This window comes from Lachnotalea sp. AF33-28, from assembly GCF_003477885.1.
Taxonomy (GTDB): Bacteria; Bacillota; Clostridia; order Lachnospirales; family Lachnospiraceae; genus AF33-28.
Genome location: NZ_QUEE01000002.1, coordinates 485,030 through 510,151 on the forward strand (window position 1 = coordinate 485,030; position 25,122 = coordinate 510,151).

General features: G+C 51.3%; 22 protein-coding genes. 19 read left to right on the forward strand and 3 right to left on the reverse strand.

The window, feature by feature from the left end; translation table 11 throughout:
* Window positions 1-120 precede the first annotated feature (120 nt).
* The 6 genes from rpsU to DWZ56_RS04600 all read left to right on the forward strand — a co-directional run bounded on the left by rpsU (window position 121) and on the right by DWZ56_RS04600 (window position 4,729).
* Window positions 121-297, forward strand: a complete 177-nt coding sequence (gene rpsU / locus DWZ56_RS04575; RefSeq protein ID WP_003504099.1) for a 30S ribosomal protein S21 — start codon at window positions 121-123, stop codon at window positions 295-297.
* A 496-nt stretch (window positions 298-793) separates the two neighbouring features.
* Complete coding sequence (locus DWZ56_RS04580; protein WP_118555185.1) at window positions 794-1,399, forward strand: hypothetical protein; 606 nt, start codon at window positions 794-796, stop codon at window positions 1,397-1,399.
* A 59-nt stretch (window positions 1,400-1,458) separates the two neighbouring features.
* A complete protein-coding gene (locus tag DWZ56_RS04585; protein WP_118555235.1) occupies window positions 1,459-2,019 on the forward strand; it encodes a GNAT family N-acetyltransferase in 561 nt (186 codons plus the stop codon).
* A 2-nt stretch (window positions 2,020-2,021) separates the two neighbouring features.
* On the forward strand, window positions 2,022-2,729 hold the full coding sequence (locus tag DWZ56_RS04590) for a YkgJ family cysteine cluster protein (protein WP_118555236.1): 708 nt from the start codon (window positions 2,022-2,024) through the stop codon (window positions 2,727-2,729).
* Window positions 2,730-2,749: 20 nt separating this feature from the next.
* A complete protein-coding gene (locus DWZ56_RS04595) occupies window positions 2,750-3,004 on the forward strand; it encodes a TfoX/Sxy family protein (protein WP_118555186.1) in 255 nt (84 codons plus the stop codon).
* Between the two features lie 294 nt (window positions 3,005-3,298).
* The gene (locus DWZ56_RS04600) at window positions 3,299-4,729 is read left to right on the forward strand and encodes an MATE family efflux transporter (RefSeq protein WP_118555187.1); all 1,431 of its coding nucleotides are present in this window, start codon (window positions 3,299-3,301) and stop codon (window positions 4,727-4,729) included.
* Window positions 4,730-4,748: 19 nt separating this feature from the next.
* Here the strand turns inward: DWZ56_RS04600 and DWZ56_RS04605 are convergent, their stop codons facing one another.
* From DWZ56_RS04605 to DWZ56_RS04615, 3 genes are all read right to left on the reverse strand, one after another.
* On the reverse strand, window positions 4,749-6,047 hold the full coding sequence (locus tag DWZ56_RS04605; RefSeq protein ID WP_118555188.1) for an MFS transporter: 1,299 nt from the start codon (window positions 6,045-6,047) through the stop codon (window positions 4,749-4,751).
* A 339-nt stretch (window positions 6,048-6,386) separates the two neighbouring features.
* On the reverse strand, window positions 6,387-6,650 hold the full coding sequence (locus DWZ56_RS04610; protein WP_118555189.1) for a CD3324 family protein: 264 nt from the start codon (window positions 6,648-6,650) through the stop codon (window positions 6,387-6,389).
* Window positions 6,651-6,937: 287 nt separating this feature from the next.
* Window positions 6,938-7,408 (reverse strand): HIT family protein, encoded by a 471-nt coding sequence (locus tag DWZ56_RS04615; protein ID WP_118555190.1) that lies wholly within the window; start codon window positions 7,406-7,408, stop codon window positions 6,938-6,940.
* A gap of 464 nt (window positions 7,409-7,872) precedes the next feature.
* Between DWZ56_RS04615 and DWZ56_RS04625 the strand changes: the two genes are divergently transcribed.
* From DWZ56_RS04625 to DWZ56_RS04685, 13 genes are all read left to right on the forward strand, one after another.
* A complete protein-coding gene (locus tag DWZ56_RS04625; RefSeq protein WP_118555192.1) occupies window positions 7,873-8,988 on the forward strand; it encodes an ATP-binding protein in 1,116 nt (371 codons plus the stop codon).
* Window positions 8,949-11,372, forward strand: a complete 2,424-nt coding sequence (locus tag DWZ56_RS04630; RefSeq protein WP_118555193.1) for a DUF5682 family protein — start codon at window positions 8,949-8,951, stop codon at window positions 11,370-11,372. The genes DWZ56_RS04625 and DWZ56_RS04630 overlap by 40 nt, the downstream gene beginning before the upstream one ends.
* Complete coding sequence (locus DWZ56_RS04635; protein WP_118555194.1) at window positions 11,362-12,474, forward strand: VWA domain-containing protein; 1,113 nt, start codon at window positions 11,362-11,364, stop codon at window positions 12,472-12,474. Before DWZ56_RS04630 ends, DWZ56_RS04635 begins: the two co-directional genes overlap by 11 nt.
* A gap of 15 nt (window positions 12,475-12,489) precedes the next feature.
* Window positions 12,490-14,247 carry an SWIM zinc finger family protein gene (locus DWZ56_RS04640; RefSeq protein ID WP_118555195.1) on the forward strand — a complete coding sequence of 586 codons (1,758 nt, stop codon included), beginning with the start codon at window positions 12,490-12,492 and terminating at the stop codon, window positions 14,245-14,247.
* A 34-nt stretch (window positions 14,248-14,281) separates the two neighbouring features.
* Complete coding sequence (locus DWZ56_RS04645; RefSeq protein ID WP_118555196.1) at window positions 14,282-14,611, forward strand: hypothetical protein; 330 nt, start codon at window positions 14,282-14,284, stop codon at window positions 14,609-14,611.
* Window positions 14,601-18,167, forward strand: a complete 3,567-nt coding sequence (locus DWZ56_RS04650; RefSeq protein ID WP_158584446.1) for a DUF4132 domain-containing protein — start codon at window positions 14,601-14,603, stop codon at window positions 18,165-18,167. Before DWZ56_RS04645 ends, DWZ56_RS04650 begins: the two co-directional genes overlap by 11 nt.
* A gap of 184 nt (window positions 18,168-18,351) precedes the next feature.
* Window positions 18,352-18,540 carry a YabP/YqfC family sporulation protein gene (locus DWZ56_RS04655; RefSeq protein ID WP_158584447.1) on the forward strand — a complete coding sequence of 63 codons (189 nt, stop codon included), beginning with the start codon at window positions 18,352-18,354 and terminating at the stop codon, window positions 18,538-18,540.
* A gap of 20 nt (window positions 18,541-18,560) precedes the next feature.
* Window positions 18,561-19,802: a sporulation protein YqfD gene (gene yqfD, locus DWZ56_RS04660; RefSeq protein WP_118555199.1), complete on the forward strand. Its 1,242-nt coding sequence runs from the start codon at window positions 18,561-18,563 to the stop codon at window positions 19,800-19,802.
* Window positions 19,777-20,748, forward strand: coding sequence for a PhoH family protein (locus tag DWZ56_RS04665; RefSeq protein ID WP_118555200.1), 972 nt, complete (start codon window positions 19,777-19,779; stop codon window positions 20,746-20,748). The genes yqfD and DWZ56_RS04665 overlap by 26 nt, the downstream gene beginning before the upstream one ends.
* A complete protein-coding gene (ybeY, locus tag DWZ56_RS04670; RefSeq protein ID WP_118555201.1) occupies window positions 20,745-21,242 on the forward strand; it encodes an rRNA maturation RNase YbeY in 498 nt (165 codons plus the stop codon). The genes DWZ56_RS04665 and ybeY overlap by 4 nt, the downstream gene beginning before the upstream one ends.
* Window positions 21,243-21,263: 21 nt before the next feature.
* Window positions 21,264-22,463 carry a DUF3048 domain-containing protein gene (locus DWZ56_RS04675; protein ID WP_118555202.1) on the forward strand — a complete coding sequence of 400 codons (1,200 nt, stop codon included), beginning with the start codon at window positions 21,264-21,266 and terminating at the stop codon, window positions 22,461-22,463.
* Window positions 22,464-22,599: 136 nt separating this feature from the next.
* Window positions 22,600-24,306 (forward strand): putative polysaccharide biosynthesis protein, encoded by a 1,707-nt coding sequence (locus tag DWZ56_RS04680; RefSeq protein ID WP_243095062.1) that lies wholly within the window; start codon window positions 22,600-22,602, stop codon window positions 24,304-24,306.
* Between the two features lie 76 nt (window positions 24,307-24,382).
* On the forward strand, window positions 24,383-24,982 hold the full coding sequence (locus DWZ56_RS04685; protein ID WP_118555203.1) for a hypothetical protein: 600 nt from the start codon (window positions 24,383-24,385) through the stop codon (window positions 24,980-24,982).
* Window positions 24,983-25,122 lie beyond the last annotated feature (140 nt).

The following is a 25,122-nucleotide window of genomic DNA, read 5'->3' on the forward strand; positions in this document are numbered from 1 at the left end:
ATAGAAAATTATGCTATAATAACTACTGTGCTAAGATAATACCCAAACAGTTGTATTATGGCGAATTATCGCCGAGGTTCATGCACAAGTACACAACTGGAGGGAGGTTAGGTGTGAGCTATGTCAAACGTAATCGTAAAAGATAACGAAAGTTTAGATAGCGCTTTACGCAGATTCAAGAGAAACTGTGCTAAGGCTGGTATCCAGCAGGAGATTCGTAAGAGAGAGCATTACGAAAAACCGAGCGTAAGACGTAAGAAAAAGTCTGAAGCTGCAAGAAAACGCAAATATAACTAATCAGTGGCAAAACACAGGAGTATAGACTCCTGTGTTTTTTCATTACATAGGAAAGTTCTCCGAACTCTCCTATGTAATAAAAAGCCCTCCGGGCAGGAACGCACTGCGGCGGAATGGAATGATGTCGCTGAAGCGACCCGCCGCAGGCGGGATTCTTTCTTGGTTACAGGAAACGAGATTTTGCTATGCATAGCTGTCATAAACCTCCCGCGCATGACGGAGTTCTGTCGGCATTTCTGAACAGTCACGATGAGATTATTTATTCTGAATAAGTATCCCATAAGATGTAAATGCGGATAAAATTATGGTATAATATCGACAGATATTATACCTGCGCTGATTTCCGTCCGCGAAGCGGACAATTTCCCTAGGAAATCATGCGCATCCCCCCCGGAGGGGCCATGTCAGCCTGCTGACATGGCATAATGTCGGCAGACATTACATCAATAAATAACGGACAGGCTGTATATAACCGTGCAGGAAGGAGCGAAAGCGTTTGAATATCTACTACATCGGAGGTTCTCCGTGCTGCGGCAAAAGCACGGTGGCAGAAAAAATGGCAAAAACCTTTGGCTTTTATTATTTTAAGGTGGATGACCTGTTAAATGAGTATATGATCCGAGGTACGGCGGCAGGGAATCCTTTCCTGGCAAAAATGGCCGCAATGTCGCCGGAAGAAACCTGGATGCGGAATCCCAAGATCCAAAAGGAGGAGGAACTTGAGTATTACCGGCAGGTGTATGGGTTTGTCTGCCGGGATCTGGAACGCATACAAACTGCAGACGGAATCATAACGGAGGGGGCGGCTTATCTGCCCGAACTGATGAAACAGAGCGGAGTCGATTGCCGTCATTATCTGTGCATGACGCCCACCAGGGATTTTCAGGTACTCCATTACAGGGAGCGGGATTGGATTCCCTATATACTGGAAGGCTGCAGCGACAGGGAGAAGGCATTTCAAAACTGGATGGAACGGGATGCCTTGTTTGCAGAAGACGTAAAGCGGAGCGCCGGAGAGCTGGGGTACCGGACCCTGCTGATCGACGGGAGCGCCGGAGAGGATGATATTTTTCGCGAGGTCTGCCGCATCTTCGGTTTATAAAGACCGGCATAGAAGCAAAACCGGCCGAATGGCAGATACGCGTGAGGAAAGGAATGCATATGGAGTACAGAAAGCTTTGTGCTGCCGAAATTAACCGGCAGCTGTTCTCACATTTTATCCGCCGGCAGACTGTTACCAAATGCTGGCGCAGAGAGGATGGAAAATGGGTGATAAAGGACGCCCCGTTTATAGATGACTGGGGCGAGACGGAATACCAGGAACTGGTGCGCTGTCTGATCAATACGGTGAATACGGATGGCGCGGTGTTCGGAGCGTTTGAGGGCGGAGCGCTCAAGGGCTTCGCATCCGTGGAAAGCGCGCCGATGGGTCAAAACGGGGAGTATCTTGATTTGTCCTGCATACATGTCTCGCAGGACCTAAGGGGCCGCGGTATCGGCCGGACCCTGTTTGACATGGCATGCCGGTGGGCAAGGGAGCACGGGGCTGGTAAGCTGTATATTTCAGCTCATTCGGCTGTGGAATCCCAGGCATTTTATGAAGCCATGGGCTGCAGGGAAGCGCAGGAATATAACCGCAGGCATGTGGAGGCGGAACCCTTTGATTGCCAGCTGGAATGCGTCCTGAAAGACAGCCCGGCAAAGGATTGGGGAGGTGAATGAGCGTGAAAAGAGCCGTTGATTTAAACGAGATATCGGACGGCAGTTTATACGGTGCCAATGATATGGTGAGAGCGGACTGCGGCGGATGCACAGGCTGTTCTGCCTGCTGCCGGGGAATGGGAAGCTCTGTCATTTTGGATCCCCTGGATATATACAGGCTGTGCACGGGTCTGAAATGTGACTTTGACATGCTTTTGGCGGGACATCTTGAGTTAAATGTGGTGGATGCAGTGATACTGCCGAATCTGAAGATGACCGGCCCGAAGGAGAGCTGCAGCTTTTTAAGTCCTTCAGGCCGATGCGGCATTCATGCTTACCGTCCGGGAATCTGCAGGCTGTTTCCTTTGGGAAGATACTATGAAAACGGTACTTTACGTTATTTCCTGCAGGTCCATGAGTGTAAAAAGGAAAACCGCGCAAAGATCAAAGTGCGAAAATGGCTGGATATGCCGGATCTAAAACGGTATGAAAAATTTGTGACGGACTGGCATTATTTCTTAAACGATGCTGAGGCGGCGGTGGCGCAGGAACCGGATCCGGAGATCAGAAAAGGAATCAGCCTCTATCTGCTCCAGAATTTTTACCGCAGACCATACGGCCCCATCCGGCCTGAGCAATATGTCGGTGAGAAAGATTTTTATGAACAGTTTGACAGGCGGCTGGCAGAGGCGAGGGAGAATCTTACCATACAGCCGGAAACAACGTGTTAAGTTAAAAACAGGAGGGTTTTATGGGAGAATTATCACAGCTTCCCAACATCGGCAAGGTCGTGGAAGCACAGCTTAATGAAGTGGGGATCTATACTTACGAACAGTTAAAGGAAACCGGCAGCAAACAGGCCTGGTTGAAGATTAAAGCCGTGGATGAGAGCGCATGCATCCACAGGCTTCTGGCTCTGGAAGGCGCTGTCCGCAACATCAAAAAGAGTCAGCTGCCGGAGGAAGTGAAGGCGGATTTAAGGGAATTTTACCAATCTGCTAAGTAGGATATTTTATGCAAGTTTGCCATTGAAAAACATCGGCTGTTTTGGTATCATTTTATCTATCGAGCAGCAAAACGCGTAAGACCAGATTCGGTCTTGCGCGTTTTTTTGTTCTTCAATAGGAAAATACGACCTATTGAACAAAAAACGCTCCGCTTAGGATCGCACTGCGGCGGGAAGGTATTATGTCGCCAGGGCGACCCGCCGCAGGCGGAGAATCCCGCGAGCGGGATTCTTTTTCATGTGCCCGGCGGGCACACGTTCCTATTTTTAAAGCCATATTAGGAGGTTACTCAAATGAATGAGCAATATGTAAATGCTTTTCTGGAAAAGGAAAAGATCGGAACGCTGATGAGAAAGTATGCAGTGCCCTGCATCATTTCACTTCTGGTTGCGGCGCTTTATAACATTGTGGATCAGATCTTTATCGCTAACGCGGATTATCTGGGCTCAACCGGCAACGCGGCCAATACGGTTGTATTTCCCCTCACCGTGGTGGCATTAGCTGTGGCGGTCATGATCGGAGACGGATGCTGTGCTTTTGTGAGTATCAGCCTGGGTGCCGGAGAGAAAGAAAATGCGCACAGAGGGATTGGCAGCGCTATCGTGCTCTGCCTCCTCTTAAGCGCAGTTATAACGGCGCTGTATCTGATATTCCGGGACCCGATCCTGACCATGTTCGGCGGAAGTGTCAATGAAGAAACGTTTGTGCAGTCCAAAGAATACTTTCTGTACATTACGATAGGAATCCCGTTTTATATGTTCGGCCAGGCGATGAACCCGATCATCCGTTCCGACGGAAGTCCCAAATTTGCCATGCTCTCCACGCTGGCCGGTGCGGCGCTCAACCTTATACTGGATCCGATTTTTATCTTTGCATTCCATTGGGGCATGATGGGGGCTGCGGTGGCAACGGTGATCGGCCAGGTGCTGACTGCAGCGCTGTCCGTTTATTACCTGCTGCATATGAAAGCCGTCCGGCTGAAAAAGACGAGTTTTCGTCTGCGGGGACGGCTGATCAGGCGGTTTTTATCCCTCGGAATCTGCAGCTTCCTGTCCCAGATCTCGCTCGTGGCTGCGATGGCCGCCATCAATAATATGGTGCGCAGATATGGCGCAGCAGATCCCATATTCGGACAGAACGAGTATGCTCAGATCCCCATGGCGGTGGTGGGAATCGTTATGAAATTTTTTCAGATCGTCATTTCGATAGTGGTGGGGATGGCAGCAGGCTGTATCCCGATTGTAGGCTATAATATCGGAGCTGGCAGAAAGGACCGGGCGCGCAGCCTGTTCACCCGCCTGCTGGCTGCGGAAGCCCTGGTGGGGGCTGCCGCGATGTTTATAGTGGAGGTACTGCCGGGACAGCTGATCGCTGTCTTCGGTGCCGCCAACGAGAGTGCTTACTATACGGAATTTGCGGTGAAAGCGTTTCGCATCTATCTGTGCATGATCATCCCTGCGTGTGTGAATAAGGCTACCTTTATCTATCTGCAGTCGCTGGGTAAAGCGCTGATCTCCACGCTGCTGTCCATGGTGCGTGAGGTGGTGTTCGGTGTGGGATTTGCACTGCTGCTGCCGAGGTTTTTCGGCCTGGACGGCGTGCTGTATTCGATGCCGGTATCAGATGCGCTGACATTTTTTCTGTCAGCTGCTGTGATCGTCTATACCTGCAGGCTCCTTGGCAAAGAACACAGAGCAGCGCATGCTCTGAATGCGGAGGGATGACGCATATTACAGACTGCGGTCAGCTGCTTTCCAGCTCCCATATATGGCGATCTCTGCGAAAGGACAGACAGGTGAAGATGCCGATGAACCCTAAGAGGAAAAACAGCAGCGCGGCGCCTGATCCTTTGCCGGTTCCAAACAGCAGCGCCGGCAGGCTGCCCTTAGCCTGTCCCGCCATAAATGGTTCCGCCACCTTATCCACCAGAACACCGCCCAGCAGATAACCCAACGGAATTGTGAAAAACTGGAGCGTATTGCGGACGGAAAATACCCGTCCCTGGATTTCGATCGGAATGCGGGAGCGGAACAGCGCGTTCATATTAGCGTTCATAAAGGGAATAAAAATCCACCCTGATACGGCGCCCAGGCACCAGACCGCGTTGCTGCGCCCGAAAGCCAGCAGAAAGTTTTCAGTGCTCATGGAAAACAGCAGCGCATTGCAGATCACCCGCACGCGGCTTTTAGGCTGCGCCGCAAGGGAAACGAGTATGCTGCCTGTCAGATTGGCCAGCCCTGTGCAGGTATTCACCATGCCTAAAGACAGCTGGCCTGCTCCGCTTCTGGACAGCAGCATGGCGGGCAGTGCGGCGTTATACATGGATGCGGTCAGGTTAATCGCTGCTAAAAACAGAATCAGATCCAATATGCCGCGGTTTTTCTTAAGGTAATGCAGTCCTTCCTTAGCCAGACGCCATACGGATTCCTTCTTCTTTGAAGCAAGGAGTGCGGCTTCCGGTATTTTAATAAAAAAAGCCAGCGACAGAAAGGCAGCCGCGAATGTGATCAGGTCAAAAGCGATCACAGCGGACATGCCGAAGAAGGAAAAAACGGCGGAGGCGATGACCGGAGTCAGAATGGTGACCAGCGAGTTGGAAAAAGACTGCATGCCGCTGACGCGCTGGACCTGTTCTTTCGGGGTCAAGAGGCTGACCGCCACGTCTGAGGCGGGCTGCTGCAGCGTATTCATGATACCGTTTAAGCCGTTGAGCAGATACAGATGCCAGATCATAAGGCGTCCGGAAGAGAGCAGCAGCAAAACGGCGGCCGTGCTTACGGCGGCAAAACTGTCACATACCAGCATGGTAAACTTCTTGTTCCATCGGTCGCTTAAAGCGCCTGCAAAAATGCTTAACAGCACATAAGGTGCATAGGAACAGATGGTGAGCAGAGAGGTGGACAGCGCCGAACCGGTCTGCTGATAGGCCCAGATCACCAGCGCATAGCTCGTCATAGAGCTGCCCAGTGCGGAAAAGGCCTGCGTCGCCCATAAGAGGACGAATGTGTGTAATCCTTTGAACGTATGATGAATCGTTTTCATGACTTTGCCCTTCTTTATCTCGTATGAATTTCAGAGTGCTCTGGATGCAGTATGAGGCGCAAAGTCTTATCGGACAAAATTGATAGTAACTTAAAGATAAAACATATTCTTGCTTCCATACAAGTCTGTCCGAATAATGACTTTGCATGGAATGCGGTCAATACACAGCATAAATATCCCCCTTTCCTTCAGCGGAACTTTAATCAAAGAATACGCGGCGGCGCTTCCTGATGCAATAGAATCTTTATGACAGAACTGTTTTTTACTGATCATGAATTTGAAAATGAAATAACAAAAGCCTGTAACAACATATAAATCTGCTGTTATCAGGCTTTTTTATCACTTTTCATATACTATTTTTCTGATCGAATGCACCGACAGATAATAGGCTTCGGCCAGCTCATCCACCGAGCTTCCGTCCGCGTAATCCTGCCGTATCCGCGCGTTCCTCTCGTTTAACTCGGCCCGTGAACCGGACAGCTCGCCCCATTTGCGGCGCCCGTCCTTTTGGGAGGGGATATAGAGATAACCCCCTTGAACATACCGCTGAAGCTCTCTGACCAGACTGTCAGGGAGAACCAGCTCTGCTTTATAATATTTCATGCCACTCACTCCTTGAATACAGATTTTATCGTATCTTCAAGTCGCAAAGCCGGCATGTAACGCCTTTTTACTCCATGCAAGCGGCGTGACAATCTGCTGGCCCTGCATGGAGTAAAACTTCTGTCAATCTTAATCTATGACACATGATCCTCACCGCCTCTATTTGTTTTTCTATCATTATAAGGGTATTTTGTCCGATGCGCAAGTATATTGGGGGGCAATTGCAATAACCGTAACGTCCAACGGTTACTGTTTACGGTTGCCGATAAAGCAGCAGCGATGTTCACTTAGCTAAAGTATAAAGATATCTTCTCTTTTAACTGTGCAAAGAGAAAGTCCGCAGCTTCGTCTGTTATTTGTGCCGGCTTCTTATTATCATAATGGTGTGCGAACTCATCATCCCTATATTCACGATTCTTAATAATGACCGGTTCGGCGTATCTGGGACGCATATGAAAATGAACGTGGGGACAGGCGCAATCTGCCTTATAAGCGTCATTCATCAGGCATGACCAATTAAACATTGTCGCACCCAACTCGGATTTTAGCATTTGTTCAAGTGAGGACATAATCACCTTTAACGAAATCCATTGCTCTATATTCAAATCAGATATACTTTGACAGTGCTCCTGGCAGACCACCATGCATCTTCCTATATAATCCTGCTTGTCCGCAAGAAATACTATCCAATCGTTATTTTCATAAAGCATCCATTTTTTATCTTGGGGAGTTAAATTGCAAAGCGCACATTCTAACATCGGATCTTCCTCCTATACGCCAAAACTTATTTTATTCTACTATCAGCATGCAGAATTGTCAAACCGCTCATCAAGGAGTACTTAGAATTGTTACTGTTCACGGCTGCCGATAAAGCAGCGAATGACAGGGCAGAGTATGGTCCTCATAGGGATCCCTTGAAGCCCGCCGGTTCTTTCGCTGCGTAGTTTGCAGCGTTAGAACCGCTGCGCGCTTCACGGAGCGAGAGCGCGTCCCTATGAGGACCATACTCTGCCCTGTCATTCGCGGTAGGTTTACGACAACCGTGAACAGTGACTTCGAATTTCTTAAATTTTTCTGCCAATCCCATTACAGATTTCCACAAAGAGAAAAGTATGGTAAAATAGACAGAAAATGAAGCATTTATCCCAGATGCAATTGAAAAAGAACAGAGAAGTGTGTGCAAATCGTCAACCTTTGAGGTGACATAAAAAAGGAGAACAGGATGGAAGAGATAAAACAAATCAAACCGCCGGTGGAGGTGCGCTGCGGGAAGGAGCTTAAAGCGCTGGCCGCCTGCGATACGGGCAGGCGGCCGGAGAACTGGAAGCTTTCGCCCAAAGCGGTGCGGACATTTATACTCGGCAGCAGAGAGCCGCTGGTATATGAAGGGGAAGAAATACATATCGAAAAAAAATATTTAGGCAACGACGCCCTGGTGGAGCGCTGTATTGTGACGCTGGCCGGAAACCGCGGCCTGATGCTGGTGGGAGAGCCGGGAACGGCTAAGACCATGCTGTCCGAGCTGCTGAGCGCCGCCATCAGCGGCACCAGCACAAACACGATCCAGGGAACGGCAGGCACCACAGAGGACATGATCAAATATACCTGGAACTATGCCCTCCTGTTGGCTAAGGGGCCGGTGCGGGAGGCGCTGGTGCCGTCGCCGCTGTATATCGGGATGGACAGGGGCATCATCACCCGCTTTGAAGAGATCACCAGAACGCCGGCTGAGATTCAGGACAGCCTGATCAGCGTATTGAGTGATAAGGTGCTCAATGTGCCGGAACTGGGGGATGAGGGCCTGCTGTTTGCGAGACCGGGATTCAATGTGATCGGCACGGCCAATACCAGGGATAAGGGCGTCAATGAGATGAGCAGCGCCTTAAAGCGCCGGTTTAACTTCGAGACGGTGATGCCGGTCCGGGATGTGGCGCTGGAAAAACAGATCATCATCAGCGAGGTTTCCCAGCTGGCGGCGGACAGCCATATCGATATGCCCGTGGATGAGGATGTGGCGGAGCTTCTGGCATCCACCTATCATGAGCTGCGGGAGGGCATATCCTCCTATGGGCACCGCATCGACACTCCGGCCGCTGTGATGAGCACGGCGGAAGCCGTATCCGTGTACTATCAGACCATGATGACCGCATATTATTACGGGGACAGCGCCATGGATGTGGGATGCCTGGTTCAGAACCTGACCGGCGCGGTCCGCAAGGAGACGAAGGATGATCTGGAAAAGGTGAAAAGTTATTTTAATACGGTGATCCGTGATAAAGGAAGTAGAGAGGGCGGCATATGGAAGGAATACTACGAGGCGAGGAAATATCTGCGGTAATCCCCTTTGATTACGGGCAGAGGATACTGTTCTTTCCGGTCCGCCACCACAGCCCAGCCTGCTCATTCCATCTTAAAAAGGCGATCGAATCCTACGCTCCGCAGTGCATATTGGTGGAAGGGCCGGAAAATGCCAACGGCCTTATACCGGTCTTCGTAAATAAAGATACGAAAGCGCCGTTTGCCGTCTATTATTCTTACAAAGACAGCTTGGGCCTGGTGGGAGAGGAAAAAGAGGAGTATAAATGCTATTACCCGTTTCTCGACTGCTCCCCGGAGCTGGTGGCCTTAAGGACGGCCGAGGCCTTAAAGATCCCGGCCGCTTTTATCGATCTGCCTTATTCGGAAATACTGATCCATACATCCGATGGACACGGCATGTTAAAGAAGGAAGAGAAGAATAATTACAATGACGATTATCTTCTTAGCCGGAGTCGGTATCTTACCATGCTTTGTGAAAAAACAGGCCTTCGGGATTTTGATGAATTCTGGGAAAAGTATTTTGAAATCGGAGGGCTGTATAAAACCACGGAAGAATTTGTTCGCCAGATGCTGGTCTACTGCTGCCTGTCCCGGGAAAACAGCCCCAAAGAGGAGCTGGAAGCGGAAGGGTGCCTGGTGCGCGAGCAGTATATGTCGGAAAGGATTCTTAAAGCTGCACAAAAATACGAACGCGTGCTGGTCGTGACCGGAGGATTTCATACGCAGGGGCTGTATGAGCGGACGGCCGCAGCACAAAAGGAGGATCCGCTGCCCCTTCATAAGTTGGATGAAAAGGATCAGGGCATTTATCCGATGGCATATTCCATGGAAGCGGCGGATGCATTAAACGGCTATGCCAGCGGCATGCAGGCGCCGGGATTTTACCACAGCGTGTGGAGGCTGTGCACGGAGAGAGAAGTATCCGCCGGCAGCGTCCGCGGCGCCTATGAAGAGGCGGTGCTGGAACTGCTGGTTGCGACGGGGAAAAAGGTGAGGAGAAAGAATGGTTCCCTTTCCTCTTATGATGAAATCATTGCGCTGTCCATGGCCAAAGGGCTGGCCGCGCTTCGGGATAAGAGGGAGCCCGGCCTCTATGAGTTAAAAGACAGCGTTCTTAGCGCCTTTGTGAAGGGCGAATGCAATGCATCCACCGGTGAACCGCTGGCATTTCTTCAGGAGGCGGTGACCGGAGATACGGTGGGACAGCTCTGTGCGGGAGCGCAGGTGCCGCCTTTGGTACAGGATTTTGAAAGACAGTGCAGGACCTTTGGCCTAAAGATCCACACGGCATTGGAGCAGGAAACGGTGCTGGAGATATTCGCTTCGGACCGCCACCGCCGAATGAGCGAGTTCTTTTATCAGATGCAGTTTTTGGATACCGGATTCGCCAAAAAGGTGAGGGGACCGGATCTGCTCACGAAAAAGGACCGGAGCCTGATCCGGGAAACCTGGAAATATAAATGGAGCAGCCAGGTGGTGGTGGTCCTGATCGACCGTTCGGTATCCGGCGGCGTGCTGCCGGAGGCATGTATGAATTTGCTCGGTAGGCGTATGGAGGAGGCGCAGGGCCTGGAGGAGGCGGCGGGGCTGTTAGTCAGCTGCTTTCTCATGGGACTGGAGGATCGGACCGGCCGACTCATGGATAAGGTGGCGCAGCTGGTGACGCAGGACGGGGATTTCTTTTCCCTGGTCTACGGCTTTGGCCATTTAAACACGCTGCTGGAGCTGGAGGATCTGTATAAAGAGACGGGACACCTGAAGCTGGAGACGATGACCAGGGATGTTTTCCGGAAGATCGTACAGCTGCTGCCCGCCATGGCCGCGATCAAAGATGAACAGCAGACGGACTGCATGAAGGCATGCACGGCCCTCTATCAGACCGCAGGCAGGAAATCGTTTCGTTCGGAACAGGGTATACTGATTGCGGCCTTTGAGCAGCTGCTTGAGGATCCGCAGATTCATCCGGGCCTGGAAGGAACGGTTCTGGGACTGCTGTACGGATATGACGCGTCCTGGCAGAAGCAGGTGGAACATGTATTTTCAGGCTATATACGCGGCACCAGAGAAAAGCTCATGGAGGCGGCTAAGTTCTTAAGGGGACTGTTTTACACCGCCAGAGATCTGGTGCTGGTGGGCGATTCCTTTGTGAAGATGACCGATGAGCTTTTGAAGCTATTGGATACTGAGGAATTTATGGCGATGCTGCCGGAGCTGCGCATGGCCTTCGGATATTTTACTCCGATGGAAACGGACCGGATCGCCGCCAAGGCCGCGGGGCTGCATGGCAGCACCGGTAAGGATCTGATGAAGGGGCCCGAAATCCCTCCGGCTCTGTATGAGTACGGCGAACGGCTGGATCGGTGGGCCGCATCAAAACTGAAGGAGCAGGGTTATGCCGGATAACGAACTGAATAAATGGCGCCTGATACTCGGAAAGCACGCGAAGGAACAGATCGGATTTTCCGGTGAGGGGCAGCTGCATTTTATGGATATGGAGGAGGCTCTGGATTATCTATACTCCAGAGAAAACGGAGAGGATGTGCGCAGAGAAGGCGGTAACGGCGCTTTCAGCCTGACGGTGGCTTCCTGGATCACAAAAGTGCGCACACTGTTTCCGAAGGAAACGGTGGAGGTACTTGAACGCCATGCGCTGGAGACCTACCATATGACGGAACTGCTGACGGATAAGGAGGTCCTGGAGAAGCTGGAACCCAATCAGGAGCTGCTAAAGACGATTATGCAGCTGAAGCATCTGATGAAGGGCGAGGTGTTGGAATCTGCCAGGAGAATCGTCCGTCAGGTGGCGGAGGAGCTTACGGCGAAGCTGGAGCAGGATATCCGGCGATCGGTTCTCGGCCGGCTGGACCGCAATGCCGACAGCAAGGTCAAATCGGCCAGAAACCTGGATATCAAACGGACGATCCGTAAAAACCTTTCCCATTACGATCCGCAGGAAAAGAGGCTTGTCCTGGAAAACGTATACTTCAACAGCCGGGTGAGGAAATTTAATAAATGGCGGGTGGTGATCGCGGTGGACGAAAGCGGTTCCATGCTGGACAGTGTGATCCACAGCGCGATCATGGCGGGAATCTTTGCCAGGCTGCCCATGCTTGATACAAAGCTGGTGATCTTCGACACCCAGGTGGTGGACCTTAGCGGCTATATGGACGATCCGGTGGCGACGCTTATGAGCGTGCAGTTGGGCGGCGGCACCAACATTGCAGGGGCCTTAGCTTACTGTGAGACACTGGTTGAAAATCCGTACCGCACGATGGTGGTCCTGGTATCGGATCTTTGCGAAGGCGGTCCTGCGGGAGCGCTGTACGGAGTGTGCCGGGGCATCATTGAGAGCGGGGCGAAGCTGATCGCGCTGACCGCTCTGGATATGGAGGCGAATCCTTCCTACAACCGGAAAATTGCGGAAGACCTGGCCGCCATGGGGGCTTATGTCGCGGCGATGACTCCGGCGCAGCTTGCGGACTGGATGGGAACCGTGATCAAATAGCAGGAGAGACTGAAAATGAGCGCATTGCTGGAGCTGATCAGGCGGACAGATGACGATTATCTGGCTGGCCTGACCAATAAAGGAACCGTAAAAAGAGCATATAAGGATCTGGAGCAGGCTTCGCCTGCGGTGAGCTTTGAGGGAGAGGACGCGAGGGTCACGCTTTCGGACGCGGTCTGCCTGATTAAGGCTCCCCTTGGAGAGAGCACCTGCAGCTGTCCTTCCCGAAGCATCTGCAGGCATATCGTCACCGCCATTCTTTGGCTGAAGAAGCAGGATATGCAGGAAGAGGGAGAGGCGGCCCAAAATCCCGGGCCGGTACAGGGAGGTACCGAAGCTTCGGATCCGGAGCGGATACAGAAGGATGCCGGCGCGGCGGACCCGGAGCGGGCAGAGAAGGATGTCGGCGCTGCGGTGCAGAAAGGGCCTGCGGAGCGATGGGAATCGTTAAAGCGCTTCCCGCTGGACAAGATAAAAAAGGCCATGGGAAGCCGGAAATACGCGGCGTTTCTCATCCGGCTTCAGACCGGATTTAAGCCTGAAATCGAAGAGTCATCCATACTCACCGTGCGTTTTCCATGGCAGCAGGTGACGGTAAAGCTTCTGGAGCCGTTAGACTACTCTTCCTGCAGCTGCCACAGCAGCAGGCTCTGTGAACATAAGGCCGCCGCTCTTTTGGCCTACCAGCTGCAGTCCGGCATCCTTACGCTTGAGGAACTGAGCGATACGCCAAAGGACGGAAAAAAATGGGATGTGCATCAGATGAAAGCAGCTGCGGCTGCCGCAAAACAGCTGCTTTCAGAGGCTATGTCCAACGGCCTTGCCAGAAGTAGCGCGGACATTCCGGAGACGATGGAGAGGATGGCTGTGATCAGCCATAACTGCAGTCTTCCGGATTTTGAGAGAGCTTTTCGTGAGCTGGCGGAGGAATACCGCAGCTATTTCGGGCGTAAGGCGTCATTTACGGAGGAAGGGCTGCTGGATGGGATCACCGCGCTTTACCGGCGTGCCTGCCTGCTGGAGGAGTGTGAGGATGAAGCACAGATCGGCCGGCTGGCCGGTTCGTTTCGGGAGGAATATCTTCCGGTTCCCGACCTTCATCTGATGGGGATGGGCAGAAGATATTTCCGCAGCAAGAGCGGTTATGCGGGATACACCTATTATTTTATGGAAAAGGATACCGGCCGATGGTATACCTATACGGACACGCGGCCCGTATTCTATGATAACCGGAAGATTTCCCCGAAGGCTGCGGGAAGTGCGCCGGCGCCGTGGGAGTTAAATTGCAGCTTGGAACAGATCACCGATCTTGAGTTTGTCTTAAAGGATCCGAGCGTGACGGAATCCGGCCGCATCTCTTCCGGCAGCAAAACCAAGGCGGAAATCGTGGGCGTAAAGCCTTTTACGCGTGAATTCTGGAACAGCCGTATAGACAGAGACTTTCTGACGCTGCTTAAGGGGACGTTTGAGGAGGATTCCGGCAGTAAGCAGGAGCATCTGGCTGTGGTGCTTCCGGCGCGGTGCAGAGGATCGCAGTTTGATTCCATCCGCCAGACCTTCTGCATGGAGCTAGAGGATCTGATGGGACGTGTGCTGGAGATTGAGGTGAGGTACAGCCAGGAGGAAGATCCGGTCATAAAAACTCTGGAGAAGCTAAGCCAGAGGCTGCAGGAGGAGAAATATGCGCTGCCGGCCTTTGTCGGGCGCTTATACCTGAAGGACGGGCATATGAAGATGTATCCGGTGGATTATTTCGATCTTACGGAAGGATGATACAGCGGAAAATCAACGGGTGGGGTGACGGAATATGGATGAATGGATCAAAGAGATGAAGCGGATCCTGGCGGATCTGCTGCAGTGCGGATTTTCCTCGGTCCGACAGGAAACGCTGGACAGGCTTAAGGAGATGGCGGGAATCGCCGCACGTCTGGGACTGCACGAGGCAGAAAAGAATTTCAGAGAAATCCATCAGGCGCTGTCGCTTGAGAGACATCGTGTGCTGCATGGCGAGTCGGCGGTGATGGACCGTGTGTGCGAGCTTAATGAGTATCTGAAGCTGTGCATGCGCAGAATGGATTACGAGAGTGCCTGTGAATTCTATAAGGCAGCAAATGGAGGAAGAGAAAATGAGACTTGATCAGGACAGAAGCGGACATTTGGATGAAACACTGGATGCGCTGTGTTTGAGCGCGGAAAACCGAAAGAGGGCGCAGGCCTGGATGGACTGCTCACAGCCGGAAGATGCAGAGCTGCTAAGCCGGATGGAAAAACAGGATTTTTCCAAACTCACCAGGGAGCAGCAGTTGATAAGCAAATCCTATGTGGAGCGCTGTGAGAAGAGAGGAAAAAAAGAGGAGCTGGACCGATACATCCGCTTCCTGTTTGCGGTGGGCGGTTCCACCAGCTTTTATGTTTCTTATGAAACCTATCAGATAAACCGTATCGGATTTCCTAAGGTAAAGGAGCTTGTCGGACCGGCCGCCGCAGCCTCTATGGTGATTGAAGCGGTGGCGTGGAATGAGAATCTGTTAAACGCTAATTTTATGAGCGAACTTTTCACCCTGGGGAAAAAAGATCCGGATGTATTTCTGGAAGCCTTCGACTGCTGCCAGAACGCGTATAACAACGGTCAGCTGCTGACAGCGGCCCTCTATCTGCACTGCTTAGATCAGAAAAACGGCAGAGCCGGCGTCGGGGTGCTTAAAAGCATCGGCAAGCTGTTTGGACAGGGCGGCGGTGAGGCCGATGCCGTCACAAAAAAGACGGAATATCTTCGGGATTCCCTGATCGATGCCGTGCCGGTCATGATATCCGGCTTAAGCGATTTTGAAAAATCACTGATATCCAAGTATCTGAAAACCGGCGCCGTGTCAGATGAGATTCCGGCCGCCGTAAGAGCGCTTCTTACGGCGCATGCCCCTTCCGACTATCTGATCCGCCTGCTGGCAAGCTGTGCGTTCCTTGCCATGGACGCCTCCGGCAGATTTGAAGTGTTTTTGAAGTTCTGTGCCGCCGCTTCTCTGTCCGGCACAATGAACGCCTGCAGGCAGATCACACAGGGCACATACTTTAATGAGCATGAAGAGCAGCTGGAAAGCATTTTGGATGTGCCGGCCGGAGACTACATATCCTGGTGCGCTTCGGCGAAGCTGGGAGGAGCGCTTCGCAGGATGTCGGCAAAACATCCCGGAGAATACGAAGATGTTTTGAAGAAGACGGACATGGACAGCTATAAATTTATGGTCCAGCAGCTGAAGGCCGGAAATCCTTCCCTCTATAAAGAGCTTTCGGCAGGCCTTGAGAGCGGGCTGATGGAAAAGATCGCAAAGGAGCTGACGGACAGTTACCAGCCCGGAGCACCTCTGGCTAAAGACTATCTGCTCGGCAGCGTTTCTCTTGACACGCTTTATCAGAACAAAGAGGATTACCGCGGTGAACGGTACGGCTACTGGAGTTACAGCAGGCTGCTGGAGGATTATGAGAAGAGCGTGGGCTGTGATGCGTTTTACAGAAGGTGCATCACATTTCTGGGTCTGAGTCTGAAAGGATATTTTTTTGCAAACCGGATCGGCCGATCTGCTTCGAATAAGACAAACGGTGAGGAGGAGATCCCCACGCTGTTTCAAATGCTGGAGGAAGAAGGGCTTCCCATAGAAGGACGCCTGGATCTGGCCGGCGCCATATACGACGCGATTTATTCGGACTCTCAGAAAGCCGCCCTGCTGGATGCGGTGTCCAAGTATCTGCGACGGGAAAAGGTGAAGGGGGCAGCGGAGCTGATTGGCGCGGCGAAGAAAAGCTGTGTGACCGGCCGGTATCTTGGCATCACATTTATGGATAACTGGCCGGAAGAATACAAGCAGGAGCTGCTCTGCTATGCCGGCGATAATTCCAAACAGGTGCGGGAGCTGCTTGCCGCGGTGCTTTCCGGCCACAGGGAATGGGAAGAGGATATCCGGGGCCTGCTGCGTTCCAGGAAATCCGCCGAGCGTGAGATGGCGGTGCTGGTCATGAAAGCATGGGGAGCCGATGCTTTCCGGGAGGATCTGTCCGCGGCGATTGAGAGCGAAAAAAGCAAAAAACTGGCGGACCTGATCGGCACGGTGCTCGGTATGCCGTCTGCGGGCGAACAGCCGTCTGCCGCCGGGGAACCCTCCCTGGAAGATCTTGTAAAGGAGCTGCATAAGGGCGGCAAGAAACGAAAACTGGAGTGGGCTTATCAGACCCCCTTTGTCTGTGTACACAAGCAGAACGGGGAAGAGGCCGCAGAGGAGTATCTGCAGGCTTTAGCGCTTTGCTATGCAGGCGCGGATATCCCGGGAGTCAGCAAAGAGGCCGTCCGGCTGGCAGAACCTCTCGACAAAAGGGAGCTTGGCATTTATGCCTGTGAGATGTTTGATAAATGGCTGGAAGCCGGTGCGGAATCCAAGAAGAAATGGGTGCTCTATTTTGCCTCCGTCCACGGAGGGGAGGAGATTGTGCGCAGGCTCACCCACCAGATCAACGAGTGGCCCCAGCATGCCAGAGGGGCGATCGCGGCGGAGGCGGTAAAGGCCCTGGCGCTCAACGATTCTCCATCCGCGCTTCTAACTGTGGACAGCATAGCCAGAAAATTTAAATTCCGCCAGATCAAAACGGCGGCCGGAGAGGCGCTGGAATTCGCCGCATCCCAGCTGGGTCTGACCAGGGAGGAGCTGGAGGATAAGATCGTGCCGGATCTGGGCTTTGATGAAACCATGGCCCGCACCTTTGATTACGGCGAAAGAAAGTTTAAGGTATATCTGACACCGGCCCTTGAGATTGAGGTGTACGATGATAACAAGAAAAAGCTGAAGAACCTTCCCGCCCCGGGTAAAAAGGACGACGAAGCCCTGGCAAAGGAGAGCTATGAAGCGTTCAAACAGATGAAAAAGCAGATGAAGATCACGGTTTCCGCCCAGAAGCTCCGTCTGGAACAGGCTCTTTCCACAGAAAGAAAATGGAGCGCCGATAGGTGGAAGGCACTTTTTGTGAAGAATCCGGTGATGCATCAGTTCGCCATCAGCCTGATCTGGGGTGTATATGAGGATGACCGCCTGACGGATACCTTCCGCTATATGGAAGACGGAAGCTTTAACACTTGGGAGGAAGATGTCTATGAGCTTCCCGAAAACGCTTCTATCGGCCTCGTTCATCCCATTGAGCTGACCGAAGAGTCCCGAGAGGCATGGAAGCAGCAGCTGGAAGATTATGAGGTGGAGCAGTCCGTTGAACAGCTGAACCGTCCGATTTATAAAGCGGACGAGGAGGAGATGACCGCTGCCGCCTTAGAGAGGTTTGGCGGAAAGATCTTAAACGGCCTGTCTTTGTCCGGCAAACTGCAGAGCATGGGATGGTACCGCGGTTCCGTCCAGGATGCGGGGGGATACTATACCTATTACCGCGAGGATCCTTCCATCGGCATCGGTGTTGAACTGGAATTTTCCGGCCTTTTTGTCGGCGATGAAAATGAAGAGATCACCGTCTATGAAGCGAAATTTTACAAAGCAGGCACCGTAAAGCGGGGCAGCTATGTATACGATGAAGTGACGAAAAAGAATACGTTCCTTCTGGGGCAGGTGCCCGCCCGCTATTTCAGTGAGATCGTTTACCAGCTGGAAAAGGCCACCGCTTCCAGCAAGGAACGCAACGAAAACTGGAGAGAGAAGAAATAAAACAGTAAGCCTGCCAGGAAGATGTGCCTTCTGAATTGCTATTGATTTGCTAAAAGAACAATATAAGCTGCTGTGCCCGAAGTTCCTGAGTATTTTTGGCATAAGGACAAATGCCCCTGCCATAGAATAGACAAAAGGGATGATAAAGGGCGGAGCAGCTTTGTTTGATGCTGTGCAGATTTATATGAATGGAAACCAGTCCCTCTACATAGAAAATTATAAAGGGCTGATACACTATACAGACCAGCTGATCCGGATTCAGGCAAAAAAATATAAAATATCCGTGGTCGGCCAGGAGCTGAATATAGCGGCTTATACCAACGAAGAGATGCAGATTACGGGCTTTATCACGGATATCAGATTTGAATATTAGAGGCGGAGGCGGGTGTAACTTTGGCGGGAAAGATCAGGACTTATATGAGGGGCTGTCTTACGGTAAAGCTGACCGGCTACTCGCCGGAGCGCTTTTTGAATCTTTGCAGCCGGAACGGGATTGACATCTGGGATCTCGTACATGTGAAAGACCACTATGAATTTAAAATCAGCATCAAAGATTTCAGGAAAACCAGAGGGTTCGTGCGAAAATCGAAGGCCAGGCTGATCATACTGGAGCGGTTTGGGCTTCCTTTTTTTTTACAGAGATACCGGAAACGGAAAATGTTTTTTATCGGACTGGCCATGTGCTTTCTACTTCTTTATACGCTGTCTCTGTTTATCTGGGACATCCATTTTGAGGGCAACTCCACCTATACCACGGACGCGCTGATACAGTTTCTGGATGAAAAGGGCGTGCATAACGGCATCTTAAAAGGCCAGCTGGTCTGCGATGACATTGAACAGCTGATCCGCCTGGAGTACAGGGAGATCACATGGGTGTCCGCACAGATTAAAGGCACCAGGCTGATCATAAATATACGTGAGAATGACCGGCTGATGGATGTGGTGGAGGAACCCTCCGATCCGTGCGACCTGGTGGCGGCTAAAGACGGCATCATTACGGAGATTGTGACCAGAAGGGGTGTGCCCCAGGTCAAAGCGGGGGATGTGGTGACAAAAGGCCAGCTGCTGGTATCGGGCCGGGTGCCTGTCATGAATGACAGCGGCGAGGTGGACAGCTATCAGATTGTGCGCGCGGATGCGGATATTATGGCAAAAACTTTCTATGAATATTATGACGAATTCCCTGCGTTCGCAGAGAAAAGGGTATATACGGGCAATGTGAAGAAAAAATGGTATCTGCGAATAGGGGAATTCCTGTTTGCTGTGCCGACGGGCCGCACTAAGTATGAACAATGGGACCAGGTTGGAGAAGAATATCAAATACATCTTTTAGACAGCCTGTATCTTCCAGTTTATGCAGGAATTGTGCAAAACAGAGAATACAGATCCTATGAACGCCAGTACACGGAGGAGGAGATCCTGCAGATTGCACAAAACAGGTTAGAAGTTTTTAAGGAAAATTTAAAGAAAAAGGGGGTTCAAATTATTGAAAATAATGTTAAAATAGATACTAGTGCATTGCGCTGCGTCTCGTCCGGCAGAATTGTCGTAAACGAGCCCATCGATGCCGAACAAACTTTGGAGCAGCTGGAGGAGATTGACAAACCGGATGAGTCTGATGGAAACAATGATTGATATTCCCATGGATCATGAGAGGAATGTATGCGGGCAGTTTGATGCTTTTATCAAAAAGATTGAGCGCACGCTGCATGTGACAATGGTGGCCAGGGACGGTTCGATTAAAGTGATCGGACCGGACGATGCGGTAAAAAAGGCCAAGAGTGTATTTTCCAATCTGATCGAACTGTCCAAGCGTGGAAATGTCATCACCGAGCAGAATGTGGATTACGCACTGTCCCTGTCATTTGAGGAAAAGGATGATAAGATCCTGGAGATTGACAAGGACGTGATTACACGAACGATAAACGGAAAACCTGTAAAGCCCAAGACACTGGGACAGAAGCAGTATGTGGATCACATAAGAGAAAAGATGATCGTCTTTGGCGTCGGTCCGGCCGGAACAGGCAAGACCTATCTGGCCATGGCCATGGCGGTACAGGCGTTTAAGGACAATGAGGTGAACCGGATCATACTGACCCGGCCGGCCATCGAAGCGGGAGAAAAGCTTGGATTTCTGCCGGGCGACCTGCAGAGCAAGATCGATCCCTATCTAAGGCCGTTATATGATGCGCTGTATGAGATGATGGGGGCGGAGACCTATCTGCACAACGCTGAGAAGGGGCTTATAGAGGTGGCGCCTCTCGCCTATATGAGGGGACGCACGCTGGATAACGCTTTTATTATACTGGATGAAGCCCAGAACACTACCTCCGCCCAGATGAAGATGTTTCTCACGAGGATCGGATTTGGTTCCAAGGTGGTCATCACCGGAGATATGACGCAGAGAGATCTGCCGGCAAACCAGGCCTCCGGCCTGGATGTGGCGCTTAAGGTGCTGCGCAGGGTGGAGGGAATCGGCGTCATGCACCTCACCAATAAGGATATCGTCAGACATCCTCTGGTACAGAAGATTGTACAGGCATATGAAGAGTACGAAGGCAAACGGGGAAAACACTCATGACCATTGAGATAGAATACGAAAGTAAAATACCGCTGGAACTCCCATATGAGGAGATCATTAAGACCGTGGTGGAAGCGGCGATGGAATATGAACGCTGCCCCTATGAGGCGGAGGTCAGCGTCACTCTGACCGATAACGAAGGCATCAGGGAGATCAACCGTGATTACAGAGGGATAGATGCGCCTACGGACGTTTTGTCTTTTCCGATGATTTCCTACGAAGCGCCTGGAGATTTCTCACAGGTGGAGGACGATGCCCTGGAAAATTTCAATCCGGAGAGCGGAGAGCTTCTGCTGGGAGATATCATAATCTCCGTGGAAAAGGTGAAGGAACAGGCCGAAAGCTTTGGCCATTCCGAGAAGAGAGAACTGGCATTCCTGACCGCCCACAGCATGTTCCACCTATTTGGCTATGACCATATGGCGGAGGACGAGCGGGCCGTGATGGAGGACAGGCAGAGAGAGCTATTAGATATCTTGCATATCAATAGATAAAATGTTGCAAAGGAGATTCATATGAAAAAGCTTAGTTTATTTTTGGTGCTTGCGATGCTTTTGTCAATGCTGGCAGGCTGTGCCAAAGCCCCGGCATCGGAGTCGCTGCCCGAAGACACAACGACGCCTGCCACCACACAGGAGGTAACAGAGGCACCGACAGAATCAGAAGAAACCACTGCTCAAACGGCTGAAGAGACGCAGCCGGCGGGGGAGGACCTGCCGGAGGGCTCCATGAGGAGCCATCTGACCGGCAAGGTTGTTTCCACAGAGATCGGCAACCGCCGCCCGGCCGCGATCATGATCAATAATATACAGGCAGCGATTCCCCAGACCGGCATCAGCCGTGCGGATGTCATGTACGAGTGCATGGTGGAAGGTTCCATAACCAGAATGATGGGTCTGTTTGAGAATTATGACGATCTGGATAAGATCGGGCCTGTGCGCAGCGCCAGAACCTATTTTGTATACCTGGCAGGCGAATGGAATGCCGTGTATTTGCATTTCGGACAGTGCGATTACGCGAATCTGTATCTAAGCCAGCCCATCACCAACAACTTAAACGGCGTGAAGGGCAGCGGCGTGGGCGTATACTACCGCACGACGGACAGAAAAGCTCCGCACAACGCGTATACCAGCGCGAAGGGCATCGAGACAGGCATTGAAAAGCAGGGTTATATAAAGAATATAGATGAAGAGTACGCGCGCCTCCGCGAGATCTACAATAAGGAGATTCCGGAGACCTATACCGAGCATTTCAAATTCGCGGCAGACGGCGAGACCGTGACGCTGGAGGAAGGATTTGCGGCGGATTATGTATATTCGGGATTTAAGTATAACGATGCGAGTTTCGAGTATAATGAGGATGACGGATTATACTACCGTTTTCAGTATGGAGCAAAACATATCGATACCATGGATAACAAGCAGCTGTCCTACGATAACCTGATCATCATGTACAGCGAAAAGGATTCCTATTACGGCACGCAGTATCTGCAGTTTGATTTATGGTCTGACGGCGACGGCTACTATATCACCAAGGGCAAGGCGATCCCGATCCGCTGGATCAAGGACACGGAGTGGGGCCCCATGCGGTTTGAGGATAAGGACGGCAACCAGATCACGATGAATCAGGGCAAGACCTTCATCAGCGTTGTGCCTACGGAAAACGAAAAGGACACGATCATCGGCAAAGACAAGAATTCTAACGAGATAAATTAACGGTTCTTACAGCCGCTTATAGGAAGCGGCAGACAAATCAGTACAGTATTCTAAGACGGGATGAAACCTATCCTGCGGCCGGAATGCTGTACTGTTTTGTGATCTGTACTGTCATCCGCGGGCAGGCTGCTTTCGGATGAAACAAAGGATAAAATACAGAAAATATGAGGAAAGCATGAGCGAAGCGGCAAAGAGCAAAAGGACATCTAATTTCATAATTCAGGGCAGTATTCTCGCTGCTGCATCGATTATCTGCAGGCTGATCGGCGTGGTATACCGTGTCCCACTGATGAATATTGTCGGCGAGGAAACGATGGGCGTGTACTCAGCGGCATTTACGATTTATTCGATCGTACTGCTGATATCTTCTTTGGGCATCCCTACTGCGGTCTCCCGCATGGTGGCAGCCAAGGCGGCGGTTCGCAAATACAAGGATTCCAACCGGATCTTCAAGGGCGCGCTGCTGTTCGCATTGATCGTGGGTACCTGCGCGGCTCTGGTGATGTACTTTGGAGCGGGATTTTTCGCGGAAAAAGCGCTGAACATGCCCACGGCCAAATACGCGATCCGGATGCTGTCCCCCACTGTGATGGTGATGGCATTTTTGGGCGTATACCGCGGCTATTATCAGGGCCTCGGCACGATGATCCCGAGCGCCTTATCTCAGATTGTGGAGCAGATATTCAATGCGGTCATCAGCATTGCGGCGGCCTATTATCTCTATGCGGAGGGTGCCAAAGCGGACCGGATATTAAATACTGACATCTATGCGGTGGCCAGGGGCGCGGAAGGCGCCACCGTCGGCACCGGTGTGGGCGCGCTGGTTGCGCTGATTCTATGCATGCTGATATACCTGCTGTACCGGAGGGTGCTCAAGCGCCAGATGCGCAGGGACAAAAGCCGTCATGTGGAATCCTATCTGTCGGTATGGAAGACATTGGTGCTGATCCTGCTGCCGATCATATTCAACTCGGCGATTTACAACATCAGTTCCCTGATTGACAACTCCATTTTCGGTCATTACACAGAGTTTGTCGGGATCACACAGAAGGAATATCAGGGTATCTGGGGCTGTTATGAAGGAAAATACCATCTGCTGACCCATGTGCCGATCTCCTTTGCGACAGGTCTGGCAGCGTCCATCGTCCCGGCGCTTACCAGGGCGGTAGCCAATCAAAACCATACTCAAGTAGCAAATCGGATCAACACCTCCCTGCGTTTTACGATGCTGATTGCCATACCCTCCTGTGTGGGCCTGGCGGTGTTAGCTGATCCGATCGTAAACCTGCTGTTTCCGGGTAATGAATACAACTCCCTGGCAGTTAATCTGTTATGGATTGGCTGCATCACGGTAGTGCTGTACTCCTGGTCCACGGTAACCAACGCCGTGCTTCAGGGGCTGAACCGCATGAATGTGCCTGCCAGAAATGCGTTCATCGCACTGGTTTCCCATGTGGTGATACTGGCGGTCTGCCTCTGGGTATTCCGTCTTGGTATTCAGGGCGTTGTGCTGGCGGACATCACCTTTGGCCTCACGATGGTAGTGCTGAACATGATATCCATATCCCGCTATGTGAAATACAGGCAGGATATGATGAAAAACTATGTGCTGCCTCTGATCTCCTCCTTAATCATGGGAGCCTTTGCCTTTGGCGTGTACACGCTGCTCATCAAGCTTGTAAAGCGCAACTGGCTGGCGACGGTCATATCCATAATCGTAGCGGTGATCGTCTACGGAGTGCTGCTTCTTTTGACGAAATGCGTGGATGAGGTAGATCTGTACAGCATGCCGAAAGGGAAGACGGTCGTAAACATTGCTAAGAAATTACATTTATTGAAATAAAGCGTTTAAAAATAAAAATTAAGCAGATAATATAACAAGTAATATTTGGCGACACGAGCGCGAGATAGGAGCAGCCATGAAGAAACGTTATATTATCTGCTTATTTTCTATGGTGTTTGTCTTTTCCTCTGTTTATTACATCAGCTACCGTTATTCTCTGGATCATTTCCGTGCGAAGGAAGCGACAGAAGGGGAAACGAAAGAGATGCAGTATGTAGCTGCGGAAGCGAACAAAGAGATCATAGTAAAAGAAGGCATGCAGTATATACATGAGATTTACGATCTGGACACAAACAACATCGCAGAGGAGTCCGGAAAAATACCGATCGCGATGTTAGGATTAAACCGGGAGGCACTGATCCGATATCTGGACGAGCTGTCGGTGCAGACAGAGAAAGAGGACAGCACCTTTATAGGATACGATCTGATGTCATTTTCAGAAGACCGTCTGGTCATCCGTAAAACGATCGACACAGACAGGGTAAAAACAGGTTACACCCTGACAGAGAGGGATGGCAAACTGGCGGTATATGACAACGCGACAGGAGAGATGTATTTAGAGACAGAGATAGAAATATCCAAGCTGCCCAAAGAAGAGCAAGAAAAGATAAGAGCCGGGATAGAGACAGAGAGTATAGACGAGGTATATAATTATCTTGAAAGTTATACCAGTTAGGGGTATAATGTCCGCGAAGGCAATGAGCAGTGCGGAAAAACAAATGCGGAGACATCCGCCGGGGAGCTTGCTCACCGACGGATGTCTCCGCATTTGTTTTTCCATAGGGCGAAGCCCGCGAGAGAGGCGGAGCGCAGCGG

Excerpts from the sequence above, each read along its gene's own strand:
- DWZ56_RS04595 (WP_118555186.1), top strand. The coding sequence starts at position 2,750 with ATGGGAGAATTATCACAGCTTCCCAACATCGGCAAGGTCGTGGAAGCA.
- DWZ56_RS04685 (WP_118555203.1), top strand. The coding sequence starts at position 24,383 with ATGAAGAAACGTTATATTATCTGCTTATTTTCTATGGTGTTTGTCTTT.
- DWZ56_RS04630 (WP_118555193.1), top strand. The coding sequence starts at position 8,949 with ATGGAAGGAATACTACGAGGCGAGGAAATATCTGCGGTAATCCCCTTT.
- DWZ56_RS04640 (WP_118555195.1), top strand. The coding sequence starts at position 12,490 with ATGAGCGCATTGCTGGAGCTGATCAGGCGGACAGATGACGATTATCTG.
- DWZ56_RS04585 (WP_118555235.1), top strand. The coding sequence starts at position 1,459 with ATGGAGTACAGAAAGCTTTGTGCTGCCGAAATTAACCGGCAGCTGTTC.
- DWZ56_RS04600 (WP_118555187.1), top strand. The coding sequence starts at position 3,299 with ATGAATGAGCAATATGTAAATGCTTTTCTGGAAAAGGAAAAGATCGGA.
- DWZ56_RS04615 (WP_118555190.1), bottom strand. The coding sequence starts at position 7,408 with ATGTTAGAATGTGCGCTTTGCAATTTAACTCCCCAAGATAAAAAATGG.
- DWZ56_RS04675 (WP_118555202.1), top strand. The coding sequence starts at position 21,264 with ATGAAAAAGCTTAGTTTATTTTTGGTGCTTGCGATGCTTTTGTCAATG.
- DWZ56_RS04650 (WP_158584446.1), top strand. The coding sequence starts at position 14,601 with ATGAGACTTGATCAGGACAGAAGCGGACATTTGGATGAAACACTGGAT.
- rpsU (WP_003504099.1), top strand. The coding sequence starts at position 121 with ATGTCAAACGTAATCGTAAAAGATAACGAAAGTTTAGATAGCGCTTTA.
- DWZ56_RS04645 (WP_118555196.1), top strand. The coding sequence starts at position 14,282 with ATGGATGAATGGATCAAAGAGATGAAGCGGATCCTGGCGGATCTGCTG.
- DWZ56_RS04610 (WP_118555189.1), bottom strand. The coding sequence starts at position 6,650 with ATGAAATATTATAAAGCAGAGCTGGTTCTCCCTGACAGTCTGGTCAGA.
- ybeY (WP_118555201.1), top strand. The coding sequence starts at position 20,745 with ATGACCATTGAGATAGAATACGAAAGTAAAATACCGCTGGAACTCCCA.
- DWZ56_RS04665 (WP_118555200.1), top strand. The coding sequence starts at position 19,777 with ATGAGTCTGATGGAAACAATGATTGATATTCCCATGGATCATGAGAGG.
- DWZ56_RS04625 (WP_118555192.1), top strand. The coding sequence starts at position 7,873 with ATGGAAGAGATAAAACAAATCAAACCGCCGGTGGAGGTGCGCTGCGGG.
- DWZ56_RS04605 (WP_118555188.1), bottom strand. The coding sequence starts at position 6,047 with ATGAAAACGATTCATCATACGTTCAAAGGATTACACACATTCGTCCTC.
- DWZ56_RS04655 (WP_158584447.1), top strand. The coding sequence starts at position 18,352 with ATGAATGGAAACCAGTCCCTCTACATAGAAAATTATAAAGGGCTGATA.
- DWZ56_RS04680 (WP_243095062.1), top strand. The coding sequence starts at position 22,600 with ATGAAACAAAGGATAAAATACAGAAAATATGAGGAAAGCATGAGCGAA.
- DWZ56_RS04635 (WP_118555194.1), top strand. The coding sequence starts at position 11,362 with ATGCCGGATAACGAACTGAATAAATGGCGCCTGATACTCGGAAAGCAC.